Origin of the sequence: Micromonospora lupini (assembly GCF_026342015.1) — a bacterium.
GTDB classification, from domain to species: Bacteria; Actinomycetota; Actinomycetes; order Mycobacteriales; family Micromonosporaceae; genus Micromonospora; species Micromonospora lupini_B.
Window position 1 is genome coordinate 863,389 of record NZ_JAPENL010000001.1, and the last position, 21,468, is coordinate 884,856.

General features: G+C 73.3%; 23 protein-coding genes and 1 tRNA gene. 4 read left to right on the top strand and 20 right to left on the bottom strand.

Annotated elements, in window-relative coordinates:
• Positions 1-170 precede the first annotated feature (170 nt).
• From gcvH to OOJ91_RS04050, 8 genes are all read right to left on the bottom strand, one after another.
• Positions 171-551 carry a glycine cleavage system protein GcvH gene (gcvH, locus tag OOJ91_RS04015; protein WP_007460354.1) on the bottom strand — a complete coding sequence of 127 codons (381 nt, stop codon included), beginning with the start codon at positions 549-551 and terminating at the stop codon, positions 171-173.
• Between the two features lie 83 nt (positions 552-634).
• The gene (locus tag OOJ91_RS04020) at positions 635-1,612 is read right to left on the bottom strand and encodes a DUF881 domain-containing protein (protein WP_266242621.1); all 978 of its coding nucleotides are present in this window, start codon (positions 1,610-1,612) and stop codon (positions 635-637) included.
• Between the two features lie 11 nt (positions 1,613-1,623).
• Positions 1,624-1,956 (bottom strand): small basic family protein, encoded by a 333-nt coding sequence (locus OOJ91_RS04025; RefSeq protein WP_266242623.1) that lies wholly within the window; start codon positions 1,954-1,956, stop codon positions 1,624-1,626.
• Positions 1,953-2,891: a DUF881 domain-containing protein gene (locus tag OOJ91_RS04030; RefSeq protein ID WP_266242625.1), complete on the bottom strand. Its 939-nt coding sequence runs from the start codon at positions 2,889-2,891 to the stop codon at positions 1,953-1,955. Before OOJ91_RS04030 ends, OOJ91_RS04025 begins: the two co-directional genes overlap by 4 nt.
• Entirely contained in the window at positions 2,888-3,520 is a 633-nt protein-coding gene (locus OOJ91_RS04035; RefSeq protein ID WP_266242626.1) for a CDP-alcohol phosphatidyltransferase family protein, read from the bottom strand. Before OOJ91_RS04035 ends, OOJ91_RS04030 begins: the two co-directional genes overlap by 4 nt.
• A 294-nt stretch (positions 3,521-3,814) precedes the next feature.
• A complete protein-coding gene (locus tag OOJ91_RS04040) occupies positions 3,815-4,279 on the bottom strand; it encodes a MarR family winged helix-turn-helix transcriptional regulator (RefSeq protein ID WP_266245253.1) in 465 nt (154 codons plus the stop codon).
• A gap of 56 nt (positions 4,280-4,335) precedes the next feature.
• Positions 4,336-5,514 (bottom strand): PP2C family protein-serine/threonine phosphatase, encoded by a 1,179-nt coding sequence (locus OOJ91_RS04045; RefSeq protein WP_266242627.1) that lies wholly within the window; start codon positions 5,512-5,514, stop codon positions 4,336-4,338.
• Positions 5,515-5,589: 75 nt separating this feature from the next.
• Positions 5,590-6,336 (bottom strand): SAM-dependent methyltransferase, encoded by a 747-nt coding sequence (locus OOJ91_RS04050; protein ID WP_266242628.1) that lies wholly within the window; start codon positions 6,334-6,336, stop codon positions 5,590-5,592.
• 112 nt (positions 6,337-6,448) lie between these two features.
• Here OOJ91_RS04050 and OOJ91_RS04055 point away from each other — a divergent pair, with 112 nt between their 5' ends.
• The 3 genes from OOJ91_RS04055 (at position 6,449) to OOJ91_RS04065 (ending at position 8,088) form a co-directional block, all read left to right on the top strand.
• Positions 6,449-7,330: a universal stress protein gene (locus tag OOJ91_RS04055; protein WP_266242630.1), complete on the top strand. Its 882-nt coding sequence runs from the start codon at positions 6,449-6,451 to the stop codon at positions 7,328-7,330.
• Between the two features lie 72 nt (positions 7,331-7,402).
• Positions 7,403-7,615 (top strand): phosphatidylethanolamine-binding protein, encoded by a 213-nt coding sequence (locus OOJ91_RS04060; protein WP_266242631.1) that lies wholly within the window; start codon positions 7,403-7,405, stop codon positions 7,613-7,615.
• Positions 7,612-8,088, top strand: a complete 477-nt coding sequence (locus OOJ91_RS04065) for a hypothetical protein (protein ID WP_266242632.1) — start codon at positions 7,612-7,614, stop codon at positions 8,086-8,088. Before OOJ91_RS04060 ends, OOJ91_RS04065 begins: the two co-directional genes overlap by 4 nt.
• Here OOJ91_RS04065 and OOJ91_RS04070 read toward each other — a convergent pair.
• Positions 8,085-8,291 carry a hypothetical protein gene (locus OOJ91_RS04070; protein WP_266242634.1) on the bottom strand — a complete coding sequence of 69 codons (207 nt, stop codon included), beginning with the start codon at positions 8,289-8,291 and terminating at the stop codon, positions 8,085-8,087. The two genes, OOJ91_RS04065 and OOJ91_RS04070, sit on opposite strands and share 4 nt — an antisense overlap.
• 135 nt (positions 8,292-8,426) lie before the next feature.
• On the opposite strand from OOJ91_RS04070, the gene OOJ91_RS04075 reads away from it, so the two are divergent.
• Positions 8,427-9,077 carry a hypothetical protein gene (locus OOJ91_RS04075; protein WP_266242636.1) on the top strand — a complete coding sequence of 217 codons (651 nt, stop codon included), beginning with the start codon at positions 8,427-8,429 and terminating at the stop codon, positions 9,075-9,077.
• 5 nt (positions 9,078-9,082) lie between these two features.
• On the opposite strand, the gene OOJ91_RS04080 is transcribed toward OOJ91_RS04075, so the two are convergent.
• From OOJ91_RS04080 to OOJ91_RS04130, 11 genes are all read right to left on the bottom strand, one after another.
• Positions 9,083-9,268: a hypothetical protein gene (locus OOJ91_RS04080; protein ID WP_266245401.1), complete on the bottom strand. Its 186-nt coding sequence runs from the start codon at positions 9,266-9,268 to the stop codon at positions 9,083-9,085.
• A 73-nt stretch (positions 9,269-9,341) separates the two neighbouring features.
• Positions 9,342-10,619, bottom strand: a complete 1,278-nt coding sequence (locus OOJ91_RS04085) for a hemolysin family protein (protein WP_266242637.1) — start codon at positions 10,617-10,619, stop codon at positions 9,342-9,344.
• Between the two features lie 79 nt (positions 10,620-10,698).
• Entirely contained in the window at positions 10,699-10,896 is a 198-nt protein-coding gene (locus OOJ91_RS04090; protein WP_266242638.1) for a hypothetical protein, read from the bottom strand.
• A gap of 130 nt (positions 10,897-11,026) precedes the next feature.
• Positions 11,027-12,781 (bottom strand): selenocysteine-specific translation elongation factor, encoded by a 1,755-nt coding sequence (selB, locus tag OOJ91_RS04095; RefSeq protein ID WP_266242639.1) that lies wholly within the window; start codon positions 12,779-12,781, stop codon positions 11,027-11,029.
• A gap of 2 nt (positions 12,782-12,783) precedes the next feature.
• A complete protein-coding gene (selA, locus tag OOJ91_RS04100) occupies positions 12,784-14,088 on the bottom strand; it encodes an L-seryl-tRNA(Sec) selenium transferase (RefSeq protein ID WP_266242640.1) in 1,305 nt (434 codons plus the stop codon).
• A 20-nt stretch (positions 14,089-14,108) separates the two neighbouring features.
• A tRNA-Sec gene (locus tag OOJ91_RS04105) sits at positions 14,109-14,204 on the bottom strand.
• 34 nt (positions 14,205-14,238) lie between these two features.
• Complete coding sequence (gene nrfD / locus OOJ91_RS04110) at positions 14,239-15,483, bottom strand: NrfD/PsrC family molybdoenzyme membrane anchor subunit (protein ID WP_266242641.1); 1,245 nt, start codon at positions 15,481-15,483, stop codon at positions 14,239-14,241.
• On the bottom strand, positions 15,480-16,679 hold the full coding sequence (locus tag OOJ91_RS04115; RefSeq protein WP_266242642.1) for a 4Fe-4S dicluster domain-containing protein: 1,200 nt from the start codon (positions 16,677-16,679) through the stop codon (positions 15,480-15,482). Before OOJ91_RS04115 ends, nrfD begins: the two co-directional genes overlap by 4 nt.
• A complete protein-coding gene (gene fdh, locus OOJ91_RS04120; protein WP_266242643.1) occupies positions 16,669-19,941 on the bottom strand; it encodes a formate dehydrogenase in 3,273 nt (1,090 codons plus the stop codon). Before fdh ends, OOJ91_RS04115 begins: the two co-directional genes overlap by 11 nt.
• A gap of 89 nt (positions 19,942-20,030) precedes the next feature.
• On the bottom strand, positions 20,031-20,453 hold the full coding sequence (locus OOJ91_RS04125) for a DUF6069 family protein (RefSeq protein WP_266242644.1): 423 nt from the start codon (positions 20,451-20,453) through the stop codon (positions 20,031-20,033).
• Complete coding sequence (locus OOJ91_RS04130; protein WP_266242645.1) at positions 20,450-21,448, bottom strand: RNA polymerase subunit sigma-70; 999 nt, start codon at positions 21,446-21,448, stop codon at positions 20,450-20,452. The genes OOJ91_RS04125 and OOJ91_RS04130 overlap by 4 nt, the downstream gene beginning before the upstream one ends.
• Positions 21,449-21,468: the final 20 nt, after the last annotated feature.

The window sequence follows — 21,468 nt, forward strand, 5'->3', positions numbered from 1 at the left end:
CTGGCCGCCGGGCGTTCGTTCACCCGGCGGCTGGCTCCCCGTGCCCGGGAAGGCAATTCCACAACGCTCAACTAATGGGTTCTTCTCGGTCGACTGGGCGAGCCTAGCCAGCGCCGAAATGCAGGGCAACCGGACGCGCGCAGACATCTCGCACACCGGATCGAGCACACTCAGCCTTCGGTGATCTTCTGGTACGCGCCCGCCGTCAGCAACCCGTCCGTCGCCGTCGGATCGTTCGGCGTGATCTCCACCAACCAACCCGCACCGTACGGATCCGTGTTGATCAGCTCAGGAGTGTCACCAAGCGCGTCATTGCGCGCCGCCACCGTGCCCGCGACCGGCGCGTAGATCTCCGACACACTCTTGGTCGACTCGATCTCACCAAGCGAATCACCGGCCGCGACGACCGCACCCGCCTCCGGCAACTGCACGTACACGATGTCACCCAACGCGTCCTGCGCGAAGTGCGTAATGCCGACCCGGACCGAGCCGGTACCGTCACCCGCCACCCACTCATGCTCGGCGGTGTATCGCAGATCCTCGGGAATCACCAGACGCGTCCTCATCCATCGGTGCCCCGGACCACCCGGGCCCGGCGCGGCCGCGCCGGTCAGGAGACCGGACGGGCGTGTTCCTACTTGGTCGGCACGTGCAGCGCCGAAACCTCGGCAACCTCACGCTCCCCAAACGTCACGTTACCGCCGTCACCCCGGACCGACGCGACCACCCCACCAGGAATGTTCAACGCCGTACGCATCGTCGCCGGATCACCGATCACCGTGATCGTGAACGGCCCCGTCAACCGACGCCCCTCCACCATCAACGACCCGTTGTCCCCATCCAGGAAGTACGTCGATGCGATCACCCGCACCGTCGCCCGGTCACCGCCGGAGATCTGCATCGCCTCCGCGCCCGCGCCCCGCAACTCCTGCACCGCGTCCAACACCCGGTCCGCCGTGATCGGCTTGACCCCGTTGCTGGTGAACTGCACAGTCAACCCCGGCCCCACCGCCGGCAACGTACCCGCCAGAATCCCCAGCTCGTCCGCCCGACGAGTCGCCTCGTCCAACGCCGCCTGCCGACCCTGCGCACCCGACGCCAACTGCCGCTGACTGTCCTCCAACCCCCGAATGTCCTGCTGCAGACGATTCTCACGCGCATCCAGATCCGACAGGATCCGCACCAGGTCCTCCTGACGCGTCGCCCCCAACGTCGGATCCGTCGACGTCGTCCGCAACTGCACCACCAGGGTGAACCCCAGCAACGCCAACAACACCGCGATCATCACCCCGGCCGCGCTGAACCGCGACCGACCCGCCGCCACCGGCGCCGCCGACTCCACCACCGGCTCGTCCACGGCCTCGCCCACCGGCTCACCCGCCCGCGACACCGCGCTCAGATCCACAGTCGCGCCATCATCGGCAGGCGTCACCCCGGGCTCCGCAGCCGGTGACTCCGGCTCCTCCGTCGGACCCTGCGGCGCCAACGGACTCAACTCGTCCGGATCCGGCGCGTCCGGCCGAGGATCCGGCTCACCCGCCGGACCACCCGGCCGCCCCGGCCCCGCCGGCTGCGGCCAACCCGTCCCCGTCTCCGCCTGCTCGTCGCTCATCGCCCTCAAACCTACGCCCGGAACAGGTGCCGACGGATCGCCGCCACATTCCCGAAGATCCGCACGCCCAGAACGACCACCACACCTGTGGACAACTGCCCGCCCACCCCCAACTGGTCACCCAGATACACGATCAGACCCGCCACCAGCACGTTCGAGATGAACGACACCACGAACTGCTTGTCGTCGAAAATGCGGTCCAACTTCGCCCGGACCCCACCGAACACCGCGTCCAACGCGGCAACCACCGCGATCGGCAGGTACGGCTGCAACGCCGCCGGCACCGTGGGATCAAGCAACACACCCAGCGCCACACCGGCGAGCAACGCCAGCACCGCGATCATCCGCCACCTCCGGAAGGGCTAGCGGTCCCCGGTGAACCCGACGACCCAGGACTGCCGGACCGGACACCCGACCCGGAAGGGCTCGGACTGACCGACGGCTTGGCGTAGCGTAGCTGCGGCTCCGGAGCCGCCGGCAGAGTGAGGTCCTCCGCCTTACGCACACCGAACGACAGACCCGTCTTCTGCGCGACCTCCCGCATCACCGCCGCGTTCCGACTGTCCTCGAACTTGCGCCGCATCGACCCCGGCCCGATCGCCGACACCTCGTACGGCCCCGTCACCGGCCGGAAATCCACCAGGATCGCCTCACCCGCCGTACGGATCGTCGACGTCGACGTCAACCGCTGACCGTTGATCGAGATCGCCTCCGCGCCGGCGCTCCACAACGCGTTCGCCACACCCTGCAGATCGCTGTACAGCACCTGCGACGGCCCCGCGCCCTTACCGGTCACCGCATCCGCGTTGCCCGGAGCGTCCGCCAGGCGCACCACCACACCGTCACCCCGCACCCGACCCAACCCGGTGACCGCCTCCAGGTCCCGCAGACGCGCCGCCGTCGACCCGCTCAACGCCGCGTCCCGCTGCCGGCTGACCTCCTCACGCAACTGGTCCGCGCGCGTCGACAACCTGTCGGTCTGGCTCTCCCGCTCCTTGATCTGCGCCACCAACCCGGAGCGGGCCTGGGCACGCCCCGGCTCGTCCGCCATCGTCTGGCGATACGCCACCGCGAACAGGAAACCCAGCACCACCACTACGACCAGGCCGACCGACCGCGCCAGCCAACCCCGCGACGCGTCAGGCGACGACGCCACCCGCCGACGCGCGGCCGCCGCATCGGCGTACCCCGGATCCAGGGGGTTGCGGAACAGTTCGGTCAGGAAGTCCGGGGCGTACACCCGATCCGGCCGGGGGCGCTCCGGCGGCGTCGCGCTCACGTGGCCGCTCCCGAGCCGCGCGTCGCGCGCACCAACCGCGACGCCTGCACCACGTACATCGCGCCGGCCACCCAGTAGAGCACCAGCCCCCACCAGGCCAACCCCCAGCCGATCGCGGCCGTCGCCGTCGCCGCGCCGCTCCACTCGGTGGCCAACAGCAGCACCGGGAACGCCGCGAGCAGCAGGAAGGTGGCGGTCTTGCCCACGTAGTGCACAGGCGGCGGCCCGTACCCGTAGCGGCGCAACACCGCCAGCGAGCCGAGCAGCAGCGCCTCCCGGGCCAGCAGCGCCGCCGTGAACTGCCACGGCACCACCTCCCGGGCGGTGAACGCGAGCAGCGTGGCGAGGATGTACAGCCGGTCGGCGAGGGGGTCGAGCAGCTCCCCGAGCCGGCTCACCTGACGCAGCCGGCGGGCGATCCAGCCGTCGACCCAGTCGGTGGTGCCGCCGATGGCCAGCACCACCACCGCCGCCACGTCCGCGCGGGCCACCAGGAACAGATAGAGGAACAGGGGTACGCCCAGCAGGCGCCCGAAGCTGATGAGGTTGGGCAGGGTGAGCACCTGGTCGCCGGGGGTCTGGTCACCGGTGTCCCGCGGATGCTCTGCCCGAGCCGGCCGACGCGACACCGAACCTCCTCCACCGCACGCCCCGACGCCAGACCGAGATCGGGCGCGGCGGAGGTCGTACGCGCTGTCGGGCCGGCAACCGCCGGCTCCCCTGCGGCCCCGGGATGGGACCTCTGCCCTGATGCGGCCCGTGATCATCGAGATCACGGGCCGGGTGAGTGCGCTGCCACTATATCGGGCCCCGCCGCCGGCCTCGGCCGCCGCCGCGCGTCGTTGGCGCGGTAGTGCCGCACTGTGGTGTGGATCACCACGCGTAGAGCGTCCTAGGATACTGGTGGAAAGGGAGACGGCGGCTCAGGCCGTCTGGACCGCCTGATCGGTCTGCTGCTCCGGCACCGTCTGCGTCGCCGCCCGACCGAAGGCGAGCAACGACACCAACAGATCGTGCTGCATCCGTGGCGGCATCCTGTCCAGCACGGCCTGCACCGCGCGCTGCCGCCGCTCCGCCAACTCCCCCAGCAGGGTCAGGGCGGCGGCGGTCGGCACCAGCCGCACCTCCCGCCGGTCGCGCGGGTCGGCCACCCGGCGCAACAGACCTGTCGCCTCCAGCCGGTCGCAGAGGCGGCTCGCCGAGGAGGGCACCACGTCCAGCAGCTCCGCGAGGCCGTTGACGTTTGTCTCCCGCCGAGCGCTGATCAGCATCAGCACCCGCAGCTGGGTCGGCGGCACCTGGTGCCGCGACGCCGCCGAGTCGAGCACGGCGATCAGCGTCTCGGCGGCCGCGTCGATCGCCGAGGCGAGATCCGCAGGTCGCTCCACCCGATGTCCCCTGCCGTCGTCGCGCTGGTGCCCGCCCGGCACGGCGGCGGCGACCCTCATCCGCCGTCCCGCTCACGCGGACCATGCCAGTCGAGGCAGACGACGACGGCGTCGTCGCGCAAATCGGAATCCGCGTGGTAGGCGTGCAGTTCGCGCATCACCGTACCAACCGCCTCGGTCGCCGGCTGCAACCGCGTGGCCCGCAGGGATCGGGCCATCATCCGCTGCCCGTACGGCTCCCGCCCCGCCGGCTCGGCCGCCCACACGCCGTCGCTGACGACGAAGACGCGGTCACCCGGGGCGAGCGGGAACTCCTGCAGCTCGTAGCGGGTCTCGGCGAACATGCCCAGCGGCAGCTGCTGCTCCAGCTTCATCGGCTCGACAGTCGCGCCCCGCATCCGCAGCAGGTGCGGCGAACCGGCGTCGACAGCCCGCACCCGCCCGGTGCGGATGTCCAGCTCAAGCAGCAGCGTGGCCACGTGCCGGCGACCCCGGTGCTGGTAGTAGACCGTGTCCGAGGCCAGCTCCGCCTGCTCCACGAGGCCACCGCCGGAACGGCGGGCGTTGCGCATCGCGTTCACGGTGACCGCCGTCAGCAGCGACGCGGCCAGACCACTGCCCTCGCCGTTGAGCACCGTCAGGGTGAGCCGGTCACCGTCCAACGACCAGTCGAAGTGGTCCCCACCGACCGTGTACGCCGGTTCCAACTGCCCGGCCAGGTGAAAGGCGTGGTGCGCCACGCTTCGACCGGGCAGCAGGTCCCACTGCATCTCGGCGGCCATGCTGAGCCGCTCCCGGCGACGTGCCCGCCGGTAACGGTCGGTCTCCCGGTCCGCGGCACGCATCGCCACCGCCAGGTCCCCGGCCATGTCCGTGGCACGGCCGGTGACGGCCGCGCCCGGCACCGTCGGCAGCTCGATGAGCAGCACACCCAGCCGCTCCCCCCACACCGTCAGCGGCAGGTAGAGCCGGCACGCGCCGTCCTCGAGCCCGTCGCGCACCGGCTGCTGGCTGGAGAAGCAGCGCTGCGCCACGGTGTGCTGGGCCAGGGCGCCGGCCGCCGGCAGGTCCGGATCCAGCACCGGCCAGAGCCCGCTGATGCGGTAGTCGGCGACGAACACGTCGGTGCGCAACGCGCCCAACGCCGACCGGATCGCCCGGTCCGCCGCCTCCGCCAACTGGTCGGGCGCGGCCTCACGCAGCGCGCGCGACACCCCGTCCGGCGCGTCCACCATGGTTGGTCGTCCCTCCAGAAACTTGCTACAGGGCAAGCATCATACGGACGCCGCCGGAGCACCGGTCGCCGCGGGTCAGTCGGCGCCCCGCGTCGCCAGTACGCCATGGAAGGCGTCCGGCACGTCGGCGGGCGGGCCTGCGGGCCGCCACCGGTGGACTCCGACGATCCCGTCCGACGTCGGCGTCCACCGGCCCAGCAGCGGAGCGAACGCGGCCGGGGGACGCATCCGAAACGCCGGGCCCATCATCGCCAACGCCTGCGGATGCGCGGCCAACTCCTCGGTGTCGAAGTCCACCGCCAACAGGCTGCCCGGGGCCGCGGCCGCGTACACCTCGTCGAGGGTGCGCGTGAGCGTGACGTCGTCGAGGAACGCGGCAAGCCCGAGGAAGACCACCCCCACCGGCCGCCGCCCCCACCCGGGGACGAATCGGTGCAGCTGAGCCGGGTCGATCGTGCCGATGTCGGTGGCGTCGCCGTAGCCGTAGCCCGCGCGGTCGCTGTCGGCGAGGATCCGCTGCCCCAGCCGGATGGTGACCGGGTCGACGTCGGTGTAGAGCACTGTGGCCTCGGCGGCGACCTCGTGCACGTTGCCCCTCGTGGGCACGCCCGCGCCGAACACCAGGAACCCGTCCACGCCCTGCTCGACCATCGCCCGCACCGCCCGGCCGAGAAAAGCCCGCAGCTCCCGGAAGACCGGCGCGCACGGCCCGTACGCCTGCTCGAAGGCGCCCGCGGCGGCCACGTCGACGTCGAAGTGGTGCTCCCCGCCGAGCCAAAAGTCGATCATGCGAGCGGTGCTCGGCTCGTCCGGTTCACCCATCGACGACGCTCCTCCCGTCCGGTCGCCGCCAGCGTACCGACCGGGGCCCGACCGGCGGTATCGCTCCGCCGCGCCGCCACGCCCGCGATACTGGCCCGGCGGGAGGTGGGCGGTGAACTCGGCGGACAGCGCGGCGGTGGTGGTCGGCGTGGACGGCTCGGAGCCGTCCCTGCGCGCGGTGCGCCTGGCCGCCACCGAAGCCGTCCGTCGCCATCGGCCGCTGCGGGTGGTGCACGGGTTCATCTGGCCGCTGCTGCACGTGCCCGTCTCCCCCGCGCCCGACGCGCTGCCCGGCGCCGGACTGCGCCCGCAGGCCCAGGAGCTCGTCGACGCCGCGGTGGCCGAGGCCGAGGCGACCGCGCCCGGGCTGACGGTCTCCGGCGAGATCATCGACGGTGCGGCGGCCGCGGTGCTGATCGGTGAGTCCCCCACCGCCGCTCTCGTCGTCCTCGGCGACCGCGGACTGGGCGGCTTCTCCGCACTTGTCGTCGGCTCGGTGGCGGTGCAGGTCTGCGCGTACGCCGACTGCCCGGTGCTGGTGGCCCGCGGCGACGAACGGCCCGACGAGCCGGTGGGGGTGGCGATGGACGGCTCGGCGGCGTCCCGGCTCGCCGCCGACTTCGCCGCCGAGACCGCGCTGGCGCGCGGCGTGCCGCTGCGCGCCGTGCACGCCTACCGGCACCCGGGCAGCAGCGGCCCCGGTGACATGCAACCCCTGGTGTACGACGAGGCGCAGCTGCACGGCGAGCAGGAACGGATGCTCACCGACTGGCTGGACGGGCTGACCGAGCGCCACCCGGGGCTGCGGCTGACCTGGCGGGCGACGCGCGGCCGCGTCGGCGCGGTCCTGGCGGAGGCGTCGGGCGACGCCCAACTGATTGTCGTCGGGGGGCAGGGGCGCGGCGAGGTGACCGGGTTGCTGCTGGGGTCGGTGAGCCAGTCGGTGCTGCACCACGCCCGCTGCCCGGTCGTCGTGGTCCGCGGGCCCCGCTGACCGGGCGGGGTTGGCCCGCCGCCAGACGGGTAGACGGCCGCGGTACGCCAACGGCGACGAAGGAGGCAGCAGATGCCAGGACCACGGCCGGGAAGCAACGCGTACGACAAGCAGCGAGCGCGGATCCGCAACGCGATCGACGACTCCGGACGCCGGGTGCCCGACGGCAAGGCCAACCAGGTCGCGAACCGGATCCTGCAGGAGGATCGCGGCCAACGGGGCGTCGTGCGCGGCGAGCGCACCTACGGCCCCAAGAGTGAACGCGAACCAGGCGACCCGAAGTGAGGGCTGTCGACCTGGCCGACGGCGCCATCGCGGGCGCCGTCGGCAGCACCGCGCTCAACGTTGTCGGCTACCTGGACATCGCCCTGCGGGCGCGGCCGGCGAGCAGCACACCCGAGCAGACCGTCGACCGGCTGGCCGGCATCGCGCACCTGGACCTGGGGTCGGGGCCCCGGGCGGCGAACCGCCGCTCGGGGCTCGGGCCCCTCATCGGCTACGGGCTGGGCATCGCCGCGGGCGTGGCGTTCGCGCTGTACGCCGGCGGTCGGCGCCAGCCCCTGCCGATGGCCACCGGCGTGCTCGGCGCCGGCGTGATGGCGATGACCGACGGGTCCATCACCGTGCTGGGGATCAGCGACCCGCGCACCTGGCGGCGCTCCGACTGGATCTCCGACATCATCCCGCACCTGGCGTACGGACTGACGGCCGCCGCCACCTGGAACAGGTTGCGGCGGCCGTCAGGTCGCGCCAGTTAGGCCCGGGTGTCGCTGTCGTCCTCGGCGACCGGCTCACCCGCCGGGCCGTACGGCGACACCTGCCCCTTGGGCACCGGCCGACCCTGGTCACCTCGCGAGGTGCCACGGTTGGCCGGGTGCGCGCCCGGGGCGGGGCCCTTGTTGTCCTGGCTGGTCCCACCGAGTGCGTTGCGCCGGAACTCCTGCTGCTGCGGGTTCGTCACGAGGTGTCTCCCCTCCGGGTACGGCAGACGGCATCGACCGCCTCCACCGTGCGCATACCCGCCCCACCCGAGGGCATTCCGGCCCCGCTCACGCGCGGGAGGGCTAGCCGGTCGCCAGACGGGTACCCATGGGGTGTGGGTGACGATCGAGCGGTGGTGCGGGTCCTGCTGGACCGGCGCGGCAACACGTACGCCGAGGAGGCCGGCATCCGGCTCGCCGACCGCCCCGGACCGCTGTACCAGTTGCTGGTGCTCGCCACCCTGCTGAGCACCCGGATCCGGGCGTGCGTGGCCGTCGACGCCGCGCGGGAGCTGTTCGCGGCCGGCTACCGCACACCGCAGGCGATGGAGGCGGCTACCTGGCAGCAGCGGGTCGACGCGCTGGGCCGCGGACACTACCGCCGCTACGACGAGCGCACCGCCACCATGCTCGGCACCGGCGCCCGGCTGTGTCTGGACCGCTGGCACGGCGACCTGCGGCGGCTGCACCGCGACGCCCAGGGCGACCCGGCCGGGCTGCGCCGCCGACTCACCGAGTTCCCCGGCATCGGACCCACCGGCGCGGACATCTACCTGCGTGAGGCCCAGACGGTGTGGTCCGACCTGCGCCCGTACGCCGATCGTCGGGCCCTCGCCGGCGCGAAGCGGCTGGGCCTGCCGGGCTCACCGGACCGGCTGGCCGGGCTGGTCGACGAACCGGACTTCGGGCGGCTCGCCTCGGCGCTGGTCCGGGTGGCGCTCGGCGAGGAGTCCGCCGGCGAGGTCACCCGTGCCGCCGCCGGGTGAGCCGCTCACTTGACGGTCTTGTCTCCCGGTCGGGTCAGGTGCCACACGCCGAGCGCGGCGAGCAGCGCCAGGACGACCACCCCGCCGGAGATGCCACGGCCCTCCTCGGGGCTGCGGCCGGCGCTACCGAAGTAGATCACCGCGAGGCCGGCGAGCACTGTGACGAACGTACGCAACCCTCGGTCCTTCACGTACCGCACGGTAGGCGGCACGCAACCACCCGGCGGCTCTTCGGGCGTCCTGTCCCCCGTCCGGGCGACGCGGTCAGCGGTCCGCGACGAACCCGCGCAGCCGCACCCGCCGCACCGCCCGGTCGGCGACCTCCACCACCTCGATGGTCAGGCCGGGCAACCGCACCGTCTCACCCGGCCCGTCCGGCAGGTGACCCAGGCGTGCCAGCACCAGCCCGGCCACCGTCGTGTACTCCCGCGACAGCGGGAAGCTCAGTCGCACACCCAGATCGGGCAGGTCGTGCAGGGGGAAGTCACCGGACACCAGCAGCGACCCGTCCGGCTCCCGGGTCGCGCCGCGCACGTCGCGGTCGGTCTCGTCGTACAGCTCGCCGACGACCTCGGCCAGCAGGTCCTCAAGCGTGACGATGCCGTCGATGCCGCCGTGCTCGTCGACGACGAGGGCCAGTTGCTGGTGTTCCTGGCGCAGCCGGCGCAGCGCGTCGGCGACCGGCAGGGTGACCGGCAGCAGCAACGGCGACCGGACGCGCTCCCCCACCGTCCCGGCGTCGGCCCGCACCAGATCGCGGATGTGCACCACGCCGACCACCTCGTCCAGACCTCCGGGGCCGGTCACCGGGGCGCGGGACCGGCCCGCGACGGCCAGCAGGCGTACTCCCTCGTCGGCGGCCAGGTCGGTCGGCAGCGTGGTCACCTCCCGGCGGGCCACCAGGATCTCGCGCAGCGTCCGACCGGCGATGTCGAACGCGCCGGTCAGGATCTCCCGCTGCTGCGCCGACAGGCCACGCTGACTGACAAGCATCTCCCGCAGCTCCTCCTCGGTCATCTCCTCCCGGCTGGCCCGGGGGTCCCCACCGGCCAGCCGGACCACCCGGTCGGTGGCCCAACTGAGCAGCCACACCGCCGGGCGCGACACCCGGGCGAGCAGATCCAGCGGGCCGGCGCTGAGCAGCGCCCACCGCTCGGCGCGCTGCATGGCCAGCCGCTTGGGCGCCAACTCGCCCAGCACCAACGTGACGAAGGTGAGCACCACAGTCACCAGCAGCACCGCGGCCGGGCGGGCCGCCGCGCCGAGGAAGCCCAGCGGGCCGACAAGCGGCTGGGCGAGCGACACCGCCGCGGCCGCCGAGGCGAGGAATCCGGCCAGGGTGATGCCGAGCTGGACGGTGGCCAGATAGCGGTTGGGATCCCGGGAGAGTCGGACCAGCCGGTCACCGGCGCGGGTCCGCCGCCCCAACCGCCGCAGCTGCCCCTCCCGCAGCGTCACCAACGCCATCTCGCTGCCGGAGAGCGCGGCGTTGACAAGCACCAGCACGGCCACCAGCGCCACCTGCCCCAGCTGACCGCCCACCGCGCACCCCCGTTGACCGCCTCAGGTCACCTAACCGCAGCGCGCCCGGCTCCGGGTCCGGTTCCGGCCGTCCGAGGGCTCAGTCGACTTCCAGGTCGTCGAGCGAGATGGCGTGGGTCATCAACCACCGGGCCAACGCCGACATGCCGAACAGCCACAGCGGCACCGACTCGGTGGGGCCGTTTGTCGCGTAGATGGCGAAGCGCAGATCCGGCGCCCGGTACGCCTCGATCCGCCACTGGTGCTGCCGGTCCCGCCAGACCGCCGAAGGGTCCATGGCGTCACCGTAGGTGACCGACGACGGTCGGGGGGCCGGTTGGCCGCCCACGAACGCGGGCGGGCCGCCGGAACGCCACAGGCACCGCGATGAGCGTGCGAACACGGCAGGTTCGCCTGCCGCCGCGTGCTCAGGTGACGACGACCCGGGCGTCGTCGGGCAGGCGGCGGGTGGCGCCGCGACGGTCCAGCAACTCCAGCAGCGGCACCGCCACCCGGCGGGTGGTGTCCAACGCCTGTCGGGCCGCCGACAGGGTGAACGGCTGGGGCAGCCCGGCCAGCACGGTCACCGCCGCGTCGAGCGCGTCGGGCAGCAGCACCACGGTGTCGGCCAGCCGCAGCAGCGCGCCGGCGCGTACCGCCGCGCCGATCTCCCGGGGGCCCAGGCCCAGGTCGACGAGGCGGTCCGCCTCGGGGGCGCGAAAGGGACTGTCGGCGAACTCGGCGCGGACCCGCTGCACGGCCCGCGCCACCGGCTCCGGCAGGGTGTCGACGGCGGCCGTGCCGATTCGCCCGCCGTGGACCCGCAGCGGCGGGCGGATCAGCGCCTCGACGAGCGCCCGGTCGGGCAGGGCGAGGCGTTGACGCAGCGCGTCCACAGGCATGCCCGGCTCCAACGGGTACTCGCGGGCGTACCGGCCGACCTCCTCGGTGAGCTGCTCGCCGAGCCGCTGCCAGTGGCCGGGGTCGGCCAGCCAGTCACCGGCCACCGGCGTGGCCTGCACCGGCACGCCCATCCGTCGCAGCGCGCCGACCCGGACCAGCCGACGGCGGCGCAGCTCACCGGCCAGGTCGGGTCGACCGTCGAGGTCGGCGAGGACCGTCGCGCGGGCGGCGGCGGCACCTCGCCGCGACAGCGGCGGCGGCGCCACGTCGAGGACCCGTACGCCGCCGGTCACGTGGTGTCGGCCGGGGTCGCGCAGCAGCGCCCGGTCGCCCACCAGCAGCGGCAGCGGGCGGGCCAGCCGCAACCGGACGGTGTCCGCGCCGAGCGGGCGCACGCGGACCGGCACCGCCGCCGACCCCACGTGCAGGGTGAGGGTGGCCGGCAGGTCGGCGGCCGGGTCGCCGGTGAGCCGTACGTCGATGACGTCGGTGCGGTGGAACCGGCCGGGGGTGAGCAGCGCGTCGCCGCGGCCGAGCCGGTCGCGGGGCGTACCGCGCAGGTTGACCGCGACCCGGGCCACGGCCGCCGCCTCGGTACGGGCCTCGCCCAGGCAGTGCAGGCCACGAACCCGGACCGTCTCCTCGGCCCCGGCCAGCTCCAGCACGTCGCCGACGCCCAACCGGCCGGCGCCCAGGGTGCCGGTGACGACTGTGCCGCTGCCCCGAACGGTGAAGCTGCGGTCCACCCAGAGACGCACCGGGGCGTCCACGGTGGGGTCGGGCAGCCGGGCGGCGAGCCGGTCCAGCGCGGCCCGCAGCTCCGGCAGGCCGGCGCCGGTCAGCCCACTGACCGCCACCGTCTCCACCGCGCCGAGGCTGCTCGCCGCGATCTCGGCGCGGGCGCGCTCCGCGGCCGGCGCGGGGTCGGCCAGGTCCGCGCGGGTCACCACCAGCAGGCCGTGCCCGACGCCGAGCGCGTGGAGCGCGGCCAGGTGCTCGGCGGACTGCGGCATCCACCCCTCGTCGGCGGCGACGACGAGCAGCGCGGCCGGCACCGGGCCGACGCCCGCGAGCATGTTCGGCACGAACCGCTCGTGCCCGGGCACGTCGACGAAGGCGATGGTGGCGCCGGAGGGCAACGTCGTCCAGGCGAAACCCAGGTCGATGGTCATGCCCCGGCGGCGCTCCTCGGCCCACCTGTCGGGTTCCATCCCGGTCAACGCCCGAACCAGTGTCGACTTGCCGTGGTCGACGTGCCCGGCGGTGGCGACGACGATCATGCTCAGTCGTCCCCGGGAACGCGCAGCACGGCCGCCAGGACCGCCTCGTCGGCGTCGACGGGCACACAGCGCAGGTCGAGCAGGAGGCGGCCCCGCACCACCCGGCCGAGCACCGGCTGGTCCCCGGTGCGCAGCGGCACGGCGTACCGCTCGGGCAGGCTCAGCGCCCACGAGTCCAGCTCGACGCCGGGGGCGCCGCCTCCGCCGACCACGGCGACCGCCGGGACGACCTCCGCCTTGCGGCCGTCCGCGCCGAGCCGGTCGCGCAGCAGCTCCACCCGGCGGCGCAGGGCGGCCGGGTCGGCGTGCAGCGCGGTCCGCGTCGGAGTGTCCGGGCGGTGCAGGGTGGCGGCCAGCGCGGCCAGGGTCAGCTTGTCCACGCGCAGCGCCCGGGCCAGCGGGTGGCGGCGCAGCCGTTCGACGAGGGCGGCGTCGCCGAGCAGCAGGCCGGCCTGGGGGCCGCCGAGCAGCTTGTCGCCGCTCGCGGTGACCAGGGTCGCGCCGGCGCGCAGGGTGCCGGTGGCGTCCGGCTCGTCGGGCAGCAGCGGGTCCGGGGCGAGCAGCCCGGAGCCGATGTCGGCGACCACCGGCACGTCGAGCGTGGCCAGTTGGCGTACCGGTGTGGCCGAGGTGAAGCCGGTGATCTGGAAGTTCGACGGGTGCACCTTGAGCACGAACCCGGTCTGCGGGCCGACGGCAGCCGCGTAGTCGTCGAGCGTGGTGCGGTTGGTGGTGCCCACCTCGCGCAGGCGGGCGCCGGTGCTCTCCAGCAGGTCCGGCAGGCGGAAACCGTCGCCGATCTCGACCAGCTCGCCGCGGCTGACCACGATCTCCCGGCCGGCGGCCAGCGCGGTGGCCGCCAGCACCAGCGCGGCGGCGCCGTTGTTGACCACGTGCACGGCGGCGGCGGCCGGCACGGCGGCGGCCAGCGCGTCGAGCGCGTCCCGGCCGCGACGCGCCCGCCGGCCCGTGCGCAGGTCCAGCTCGACGTCGGTGTGCCCGGCTGCCGCCGCGACGGCGGCGACGGCGGCGGGTGACAGCGGCGCCCGACCCAGATTGGTGTGCAGGACGACGCCTGTGGCGTTGAGGACCGTGCGCGGACCCGGGGCGGGCAGTCCGGCGAGCGCGGCGTCGCGGACCTCGTCGGGCTCGATCTCACCGCGACGAGCCCGCTCCTGGGCCTGGACGACGGCGGCCTTGACCCGGTCCCGGCCGAGGGTCGCGACGGCCGCGGCAAGCCGCGGGTCGCCGAGCAGCGTGTCGGTGCGGGGCACCCGACGTCGCGGGTCCGCGCTGCCGTCGCCCATCACGTCACTCCTGCCGCCGTTGGCGGAGACGGACGGGAATCGAACCCGCCTGGCCCGGGTCCCGGACCACACCGGTTTTGAAGACCGGGAGGGGCACCAGCCGCCTGAACGCCTCCGTCGGACATTCGATCACAACGGCGGAGCCGCCGCTCAGTCAGCCGCCGGATCCGCCCCGGTCCGCCGAGCGTTCACCCGCTCGCGCTGCGGCACGACTGTGTAGCGCGGGTCGCGCGCCGACGCGACGCCGCCGTAGAAGATGCCGAACCGGGTGGCGACCGAAGCGCCGAGCAACGCGGCCCCGGCGACCGCGCCCGCCGCGCGGCTGCGCCGCCCGAGCAGCGCCCCGGCCACGCCGGCGGCGGTGAGCAGCCGGCCGGCGCGCAGCAGTCGGCCGGGTCGCCCCGACCGGTAGGGCTGGCTGAGCAACCCCAGGCGGGTCTCCACCCGGTGCGCGCCGAACAGTTCCAGGGCCGCGCCGGCCACCGCCATCCGCCGGGCCGGCCCGGCCTGCGCCGGCGGCGCGGCGAGCAGCCCCACGGCGGCGCCGCTGGCCAGCGCGCTGCCCGCGAAGATGACAGGCAGCTCGGGGTACGCCTCGTGCCACGACGGCACCGCGGTGTCGGCGAGCAGCACCCCGGTGTACGTGGCAAGCGCCGGCGCGGTGGCGGCGGCGACCAGGCCGGCGGCGTGCCCGGCCGGCGGCAGCGCCCGGCCGACCAACCCGAGCAGACCGCGCCGGGGCAGCCAGCCGGCGGCCTCGGCGACCGCCGCGACTCCGGCGGCCGGCCCGAACACGGTGAGGATCCAGGTGCCCACCGACATGGGCGAGGTCGGCTTCGCGACCCGCAGCATGTGGTGGAACCGCTCCGGCCGGCCCAGGTCCCGGATCAGGAAGACGGCGCTGGCGCTGACGGCGCCCAGCGCGGTGACCCGTCCGGCGCGGCGCAGCACCTGCCGGCCGGTGAGCTGCCCTCCCGCGGCGAGCAGCGACGATCCGGCGGCCAGCCCACCGGTGAACAGGTACGCGGCGATGTCCCACTTCCACACCGGCGCCTTGAGGATGGGCCGGCCGTAGTACGAGGTGAACGTCGCCTCCGGCACCCGAAGCTCCTCGCCGCCACCACCACGGCGACCGCCCCGACGACGGGACCGTCGGCGGTCCGGTTCGACGGTTCCCGCCTGGCGGCCGCTGCCGTCGCGCGACGCCAGGCCGGGCGCGGCGTCGGCCGGGCCACCGCTCGTCGCGGCGTCGTGGCCGCCAGAGGTCGCGGCGTCGTGGCCGCTGTTCGTCGCGGCGTCGTGGCCGCTGTTCGTCGGCAGCAGTGGATCGTGTGCGGCCAGCCGGTCGCGGAACCGGCGGAACCGGTCGCCCACCTCGGGGCGCTGTGGACTCACGAGGATCCGCCGACGACGAACGCGGCGACTGTCGCGGCCGTCATGGCCAGCGCGGCGAGGCCCGCGCGTTTCCACATCGCCGGCAGGTCCCGCGTCGTCACCACCGGATCCGGCGGCAACCCGTACACCTCCGGCTCGTCCAGCAACAGGAAGAACGCCCCGTCACCACCCACACCATCATTCGGATCGTGCCCGTACAGACGCGCCTCCGGAACACCCCGCTCCCGCAACGCCTCCACCCGCGCCGCCGCCCGCTCCCGCAACTCGTCCAGGGGCCCGTACTGAATCGACTCCGTCGGACACGCCTGCGCACACGCAGGCGTCATCCCCACACCCAACCGGTCATAACACAGCGTGCACTTCCACGCCCGACCATCATCCCTACGCTGATCGATCACCCCGTACGGACACGCCGAAATGCAATACCCACACCCGTTACAGATGTCCTCCTGCACCACCACAGTCCCGAACTCCGTCCGGAACAACGACCCCGTCGGACACACATCCAGACAAGCCGCATGAGTGCAGTGCTTACACACATCCGACATCATCAACCACCGAAAATCCGACCGCTGCTCCACACCCGTCCCCCGCCCCGGCGGCTGCCCACCCGGCATCCCCAGGAACTGCGGACCCGCGCCGCCGTTGGTCCCGGCCGAACCGGGCCGGCCGTCGGGCGTGACGGTGGGATGCCTGCCGGTGGGGTGTGCCGCGACCGGGTCGCCGAGCACGTCGAGCCGGCCATCGTGGCCGGTGACGGGTCGGGTGGCGTCGGGCGGGGAGCCGTCGGCCATTCGCGCGGCGGCCGCCGGTGACCCGGCCGGCAGGCCCGGATCGGTGCCGGTCGGGCCGGTGGCGCCGGCGGCGACCGCCGCCGACGTCGCGCTGACCGTCGCGCCGGTCGGCGTGCCCGCGAACGCCGCGCTGCCGTGCCCCGTCGGTCGCGGCTGCTCGATGAACGCGACGTGCCGCCACGAGTTCGCGGTCAACGCCCCCGTGTTGTCGTACGACATCCCCAGCAGATCCAGGCCACTGCCCGGAACGCCGTTCCACTCCTTGCAGGCCACCTCGCACGCCTTGCACCCGATGCACACGCTCGTGTCGGTGAAGAACCCCATCCGCGGCGGCGCATCCTCGTAGCCGGCGTCCGGCGCCGGATCGAGCGGCCCGTAGAGGCTGTTCGGGTCAGGAACCATCGCGCCCCTCCACGTCCTGGTCGGTGGTGACTGCAGGCGCGTGTCCGCCCGGTGTGATCCCGGCACGCCGCTGGTAGTCGGCGACCAGGTCGAGCAGCGCCTTTCCGGTGGGCCGGCGGCCCGACCGGACGTCACAGGTACCGATCTTGCTCTCCTGGATGAGGACGTTGGGGTCGAGGGTGATGCCGAACAGGTCGTTCGCCGAGTCGCCGGTCACCAGACCCTCGTAACCGAAGTGGTACGGCAACCAGAGCTGGTGGATGATCCGGCCGTCCACCCGCAGCGGGGTGATCCGGTCGGTCACCAGGACCTTCGCCTCGATGACCGCGCGCCCGCTGATCAGGTGCGCCCAGCCCAGATGCGCCAGCCCGGCCTCGGCGGCCAACTCCGGCGACACCTCGACGAACATCTCCGGCTGCAGCTCGGCCAATGGGCGCACCGTGCGGCTCATGCCGCCGGCGGTGTGGTGCTCGGTGAGTCGGCTGACCGTGAACACGTACGGGAACACCTGGCTGTGCTCCTGCGGCGGGCTCGGGTTGACCGAGTTCACCGGGTGCGCGTACGACTTGCGGGTCGGGTTGGCCTGCTGCCGGTAGAGCGGGTTGCGCACCGGCGACTCCACCGGCTCGTAGTGCGTCGGCAGCGGCCCGTCCAGCACGCCGCTGGGCGCGTACAGCCAGCCCTTGCCATCGCCCTGCATGACGAACGGATCGTCACCGGCGATGCCCTCCGGCCCGGACGCGCCGGCCGGCGGCCGGTACGACGGCGGTTTGGTCTTCTCGAAGTCCGGCACGTCGTAGCCTGTCCACTCGGCCTTCTCCGCGTCCCACCACACGTAGCGTTTGCGCTCGCTCCACGGGTTGCCGTCCGGGTCGGCCGAGGCACGGTTGTAGAGGATGCGGCGGTTCGCCGGCCAGGCCCAGCCCCACTCGGCGGCCACCCAGTCCTGCTCGTGGCGGGATTTGCGCCGGGCGGCCTGGTTGACGCCGTCGGCGTACACGCCTGTGTAGATCCAGCAGCCGATCGCTGTCGAGCCGTCCGCGCGGGCCTCGGCGAAACTGGACAGCGGGCGGCCGGTCGTCACGTCGTACCCGTTGATCTCGCGAAGGACCGACTCGGCGCTCGGCTCCGCGTGCGGACCGTGCGTGGGGTAGTCCCAGGTGAGGTCGAGCAGCGCCCGGTCGCGCGGCAGCGGCGAGGCGGCCAGCTTCTCGCGCAGCCTGCGGCCGAGGTGGTAGAAGAACCACAGCTCGGAGCGGGCGTCGCCTGGCGGCTCGACGGCCTTTTCCCGCCACTGCAACAACCGCTGCGTCTGCGTGAACGTGCCCTCCTTCTCCACGTGCGAGGCCGCCGGCAGGAAGAACACCTCGGTCCGGCACTCCTCGGGCACGATCTCGCGGGTGGCCACCTCGGGACCGTTCTGCCAGAACGTGGCGCTCTCGATCATGAACAGGTCCCGGACGACAAGCCAGTCCAGGTTCGCCATCCCCAACCGCTGCGCGCGGCCGTGCGCCGAGCCGACCGCGGGGTTCTGCCCGAGCAGGAAGTACCCCTTGATCTTCCCGTCGATCATGTTGAGCACCTGCTGGTAGGTGCCGTGGTCACCGGTCAGTCGCGGCAGGTACCCGTAGCAGTAGTCGTTCTCCGGTGTCGCCGCGTCACCCCAGTACGCCTTGAGCAGGCTGGCCGCGAACGACCGGGCGTTGCCCCAGAAGCCCTTCTGGCCGGGGTGCCGGATGCTGTCCACCCACTCGTCGAAGGTGGGGTGGTCGGCGTGGTGCGGCATCGGCAGGTAGCCGGGCAGCAGATTGAACAGCGTCGGGATGTCCGTGGAGCCCTGGATGCTCGCGTGTCCGCGCAGGGCCATGACGCCACCGCCCGGGCGGCCCATGTTGCCCAGTAGCAACTGGATGATCGCCCCGGTACGGATGTACTGCACGCCCACGCTGTGCTGCGTCCAGCCCACCGAGTAGATGAGCATGCCGGTGCGGTCCCGCCCGGAGTTGGCCGTCCACGCCTGGGCCAGTTCGAGGAACTTGTCCTGCGGGATGCCGCAGACCCGCTCCACCATCTCCGGCGTGTAGCGGGAGAAGTGCCGCTTGAGGATCTGGTAGACGCAGCGCGGATGCTGCAACGTCTCGTCCCGCTGAGTCTGACCGCCCACCTGCGCGCCGTGCGACTCGTGCGTCAGCCCCGCGGCGTTGTCACGCTCTTGGGCGGTGTGCCCGCTGCCGGAGGAGCCCTCGTGACCCTCGTACTGCCAACTGTCCTGCACGTAGCTGCCGGTCTCCGCGTCGAAGCCGGAGAAGAAGCCGTCGCCGTCCTCGGTGTCGCTGAACTGCTCGCTGACGATCGTCGCCGCGTTGGTGTAGGCAAGCACGTACTCGCGGAAGTCCAGCTCGTTGTCCAGGATGTAGCGCACCACGCCGCCGAGCAGGGCGATGTCGGTGCCCGCCCGGATCGGCAGGTACGCGTCCGCCACCGCGCTCGTCCGCGTGAACCGCGGGTCGACGTGGAACACCTTCGCCCCACGGCGCTTGGCCTCCATCACCCACTGGAAACCCACCGGATGCGCTTCCGCCATGTTCGAACCCTGGATGACGATGACGTCAGCGTTGGCGATGTCCTGCTGGAAATCCGTCGCACCGCCACGACCGAAGCTGGCCCCCAGACCGGGGACTGTGGCGGAGTGTCAAATACGGGCCTGGTTCTCGATCTGCAACGCCCCCATCGCGGTGAACAACTTCTTGATGAGGTAGTTCTCCTCGTTGTCGAGCGTCGCCCCACCCAGACTGGCGAAACCAAGCGTCCGGTGGAGCGGCCGACCCTGCTCGTCGGTGTCCTCCCAGGTCTGCTCGCGGGCGGCGAGCATCCGGTCGGCGATCATGTCGAGCGCGGTGTCGAGGTCCAGGTCTTCCCACTGGGTCGAATACGGCCGCCGGTAGCGGACCGTCGTCTGCCGCAACGGACTGGTCACCAGACTCTTGCTCGCCGCGCCCTTCGGACACAACCGACCCCGCGAGATCGGACTGTCCGGATCACCCTCGATCTGCGTGACCTGCCCGTCGGCCACGTACACCCGCTGGCCACACCCCACCGCGCAGTACGGACAGACGGACCGGGCCACGCTCTCGGCGGACTCGGTGCGGGCGGTCAGACCGGCCGAGCGCGCCGACTTGGCCGCCGCGCCCCGGCCCAACGGATCGGTGCCGGTGAGCTGCCGATACACCGGCCAACCCTCGATGAACGTCCGCAGACCCATCCCCGACACCCCCTCCCACGCGAGCGACCCCACGAACATAGGTCAGGCGAGGAGTCTTCGCGAATCGAGGGGGCGTCGGGTGCGGGTGGTCAGTCGACGTGGGCGCGCAGGCTCCACGCCACGGCCGGGACCAGCACCGCCGCGGCGACGAGGTGCAGCCCGACGAGGGCGGCGACGGTGGCGGTGTTCGCCCCGCAGACCAGCGGCGGGACCAGCGAGATCGCGGTCAGCGACACCGCCGTCCACACCCACCGCGCGGCGGGACGCGCGCTCCACCGCAGCAGAGCGGCGGCGATGACGACGCCCACGACCGAGAAGAAGCCGGTCACCACGGCGAACCCGGGCAGCGGGATCGCCTCCCCACCAGCGGGGACCTCGAAGTCGACCCCAACGGCCTGGGCCAACGCGGCGGCGACGGTCGTGACCACCATCGCCGCGAGCGTGGCGAGGACGCCGGTGCCGGCGAGCCCCCGGAGTAGGCCGGCGCGGCGGGTCCGGCCCGCGACCGTCACTGTGCGCCGTCCGCAGGCAGGCGCTGCGGCAGCCCGAGCAGCGGAAACTGGTCGTCGTGGAAGATGACGATCTCGGCGACCGCCCCGCCGGTGATGCGCAGGACGTCGATGGTCAGCGGCAGGTACGCGTTCTCCTGCTCGCGCCACAGGTAGAAGGCGACGGCGGGCTGCCGGTTCACGGCGGTCGGGACGCCACGCAGGCGCCCCAGGTCCGCGAAGCCATCCGCGACCCAGTCGTGCACGACCGCGTCGCGGCCGACGTGGACGCCGGGGGTGGGCGGCATCGAGTAGCGGACGTCGTCGCGCAGCATCGCGGCCAGCCCGTCGATGTCCTTGGCCACGCTCGCGTCGGTGAAGCGGCGCACCAGCTCGCGCGTCTGCGCGTCCTCGTCACCGCCGGTCCAGTCCTGCCGCTCGGCGGGCAGGTGCTCGCGCATGCCGGCGCGGGCCCGTTGCAGCGCGCTGTTCACCGAGTTGACGGAGTCTCCGAGCAACTCCGCGACGTCCCTCGCCGGCCAGCCGAGCACGTCCCGCAGGATCAGCACGGCCCGTGGGCGCGGCGCGAGGTGCTGAACCGCCACCAGGTACGCCAGCTCGATCGTCTCCCGCGCGACCGCGAGGCTCTCCGGCTCGTCCGCGCCGCCCGCCGGCACCTCGTCGAGCAGCCGGTCCGGATACGGCTGCAACCACCGCACCTCGCCACCCGTCGCGGGCTCCGGACGGCACCTGGCGAGCAGGTCCAGGCAGGCGTTCGTGGCGATCCGGTACAGCCAGGCCCGCAACGACGAACGCCCCGCGAAGGTCTCCCGGCGCCGCCACGCACGAAGCAACGTCTCCTGCACGGCGTCCTCGGCGTCCTCGAACGACCCGAGCATCCGATAACAGTGCACGTGCAGCTCCCGCCGGTGCCGAGCCGTCAGCCCCGCGAACGCCGACTCGTCGACCCCAACCAGACCACCCACGTCCACATGCTCCCGCGTGTCCGCACTCGTCACGTCATGCTCCCGTCTCGTCG

Bases quoted from the DNA above. Each gene is read 5' to 3' on its own strand.
- OOJ91_RS04050 (WP_266242628.1), bottom strand. From the start codon at position 6,336: ATGGGTGAACCGGACGAGCCGAGCACCGCTCGCATGATCGACTTTTGG.
- OOJ91_RS04045 (WP_266242627.1), bottom strand. From the start codon at position 5,514: ATGGTGGACGCGCCGGACGGGGTGTCGCGCGCGCTGCGTGAGGCCGCG.
- selB (WP_266242639.1), bottom strand. From the start codon at position 12,781: ATGATCGTCGTCGCCACCGCCGGGCACGTCGACCACGGCAAGTCGACA.
- OOJ91_RS04090 (WP_266242638.1), bottom strand. From the start codon at position 10,896: ATGGACCCTTCGGCGGTCTGGCGGGACCGGCAGCACCAGTGGCGGATC.
- OOJ91_RS04060 (WP_266242631.1), top strand. From the start codon at position 7,403: ATGCCAGGACCACGGCCGGGAAGCAACGCGTACGACAAGCAGCGAGCG.
- OOJ91_RS04020 (WP_266242621.1), bottom strand. From the start codon at position 1,612: ATGAGCGACGAGCAGGCGGAGACGGGGACGGGTTGGCCGCAGCCGGCG.
- selA (WP_266242640.1), bottom strand. From the start codon at position 14,088: ATGGGCGACGGCAGCGCGGACCCGCGACGTCGGGTGCCCCGCACCGAC.
- OOJ91_RS04115 (WP_266242642.1), bottom strand. From the start codon at position 16,679: ATGGTTCCTGACCCGAACAGCCTCTACGGGCCGCTCGATCCGGCGCCG.
- OOJ91_RS04025 (WP_266242623.1), bottom strand. From the start codon at position 1,956: ATGATCGCGGTGCTGGCGTTGCTCGCCGGTGTGGCGCTGGGTGTGTTG.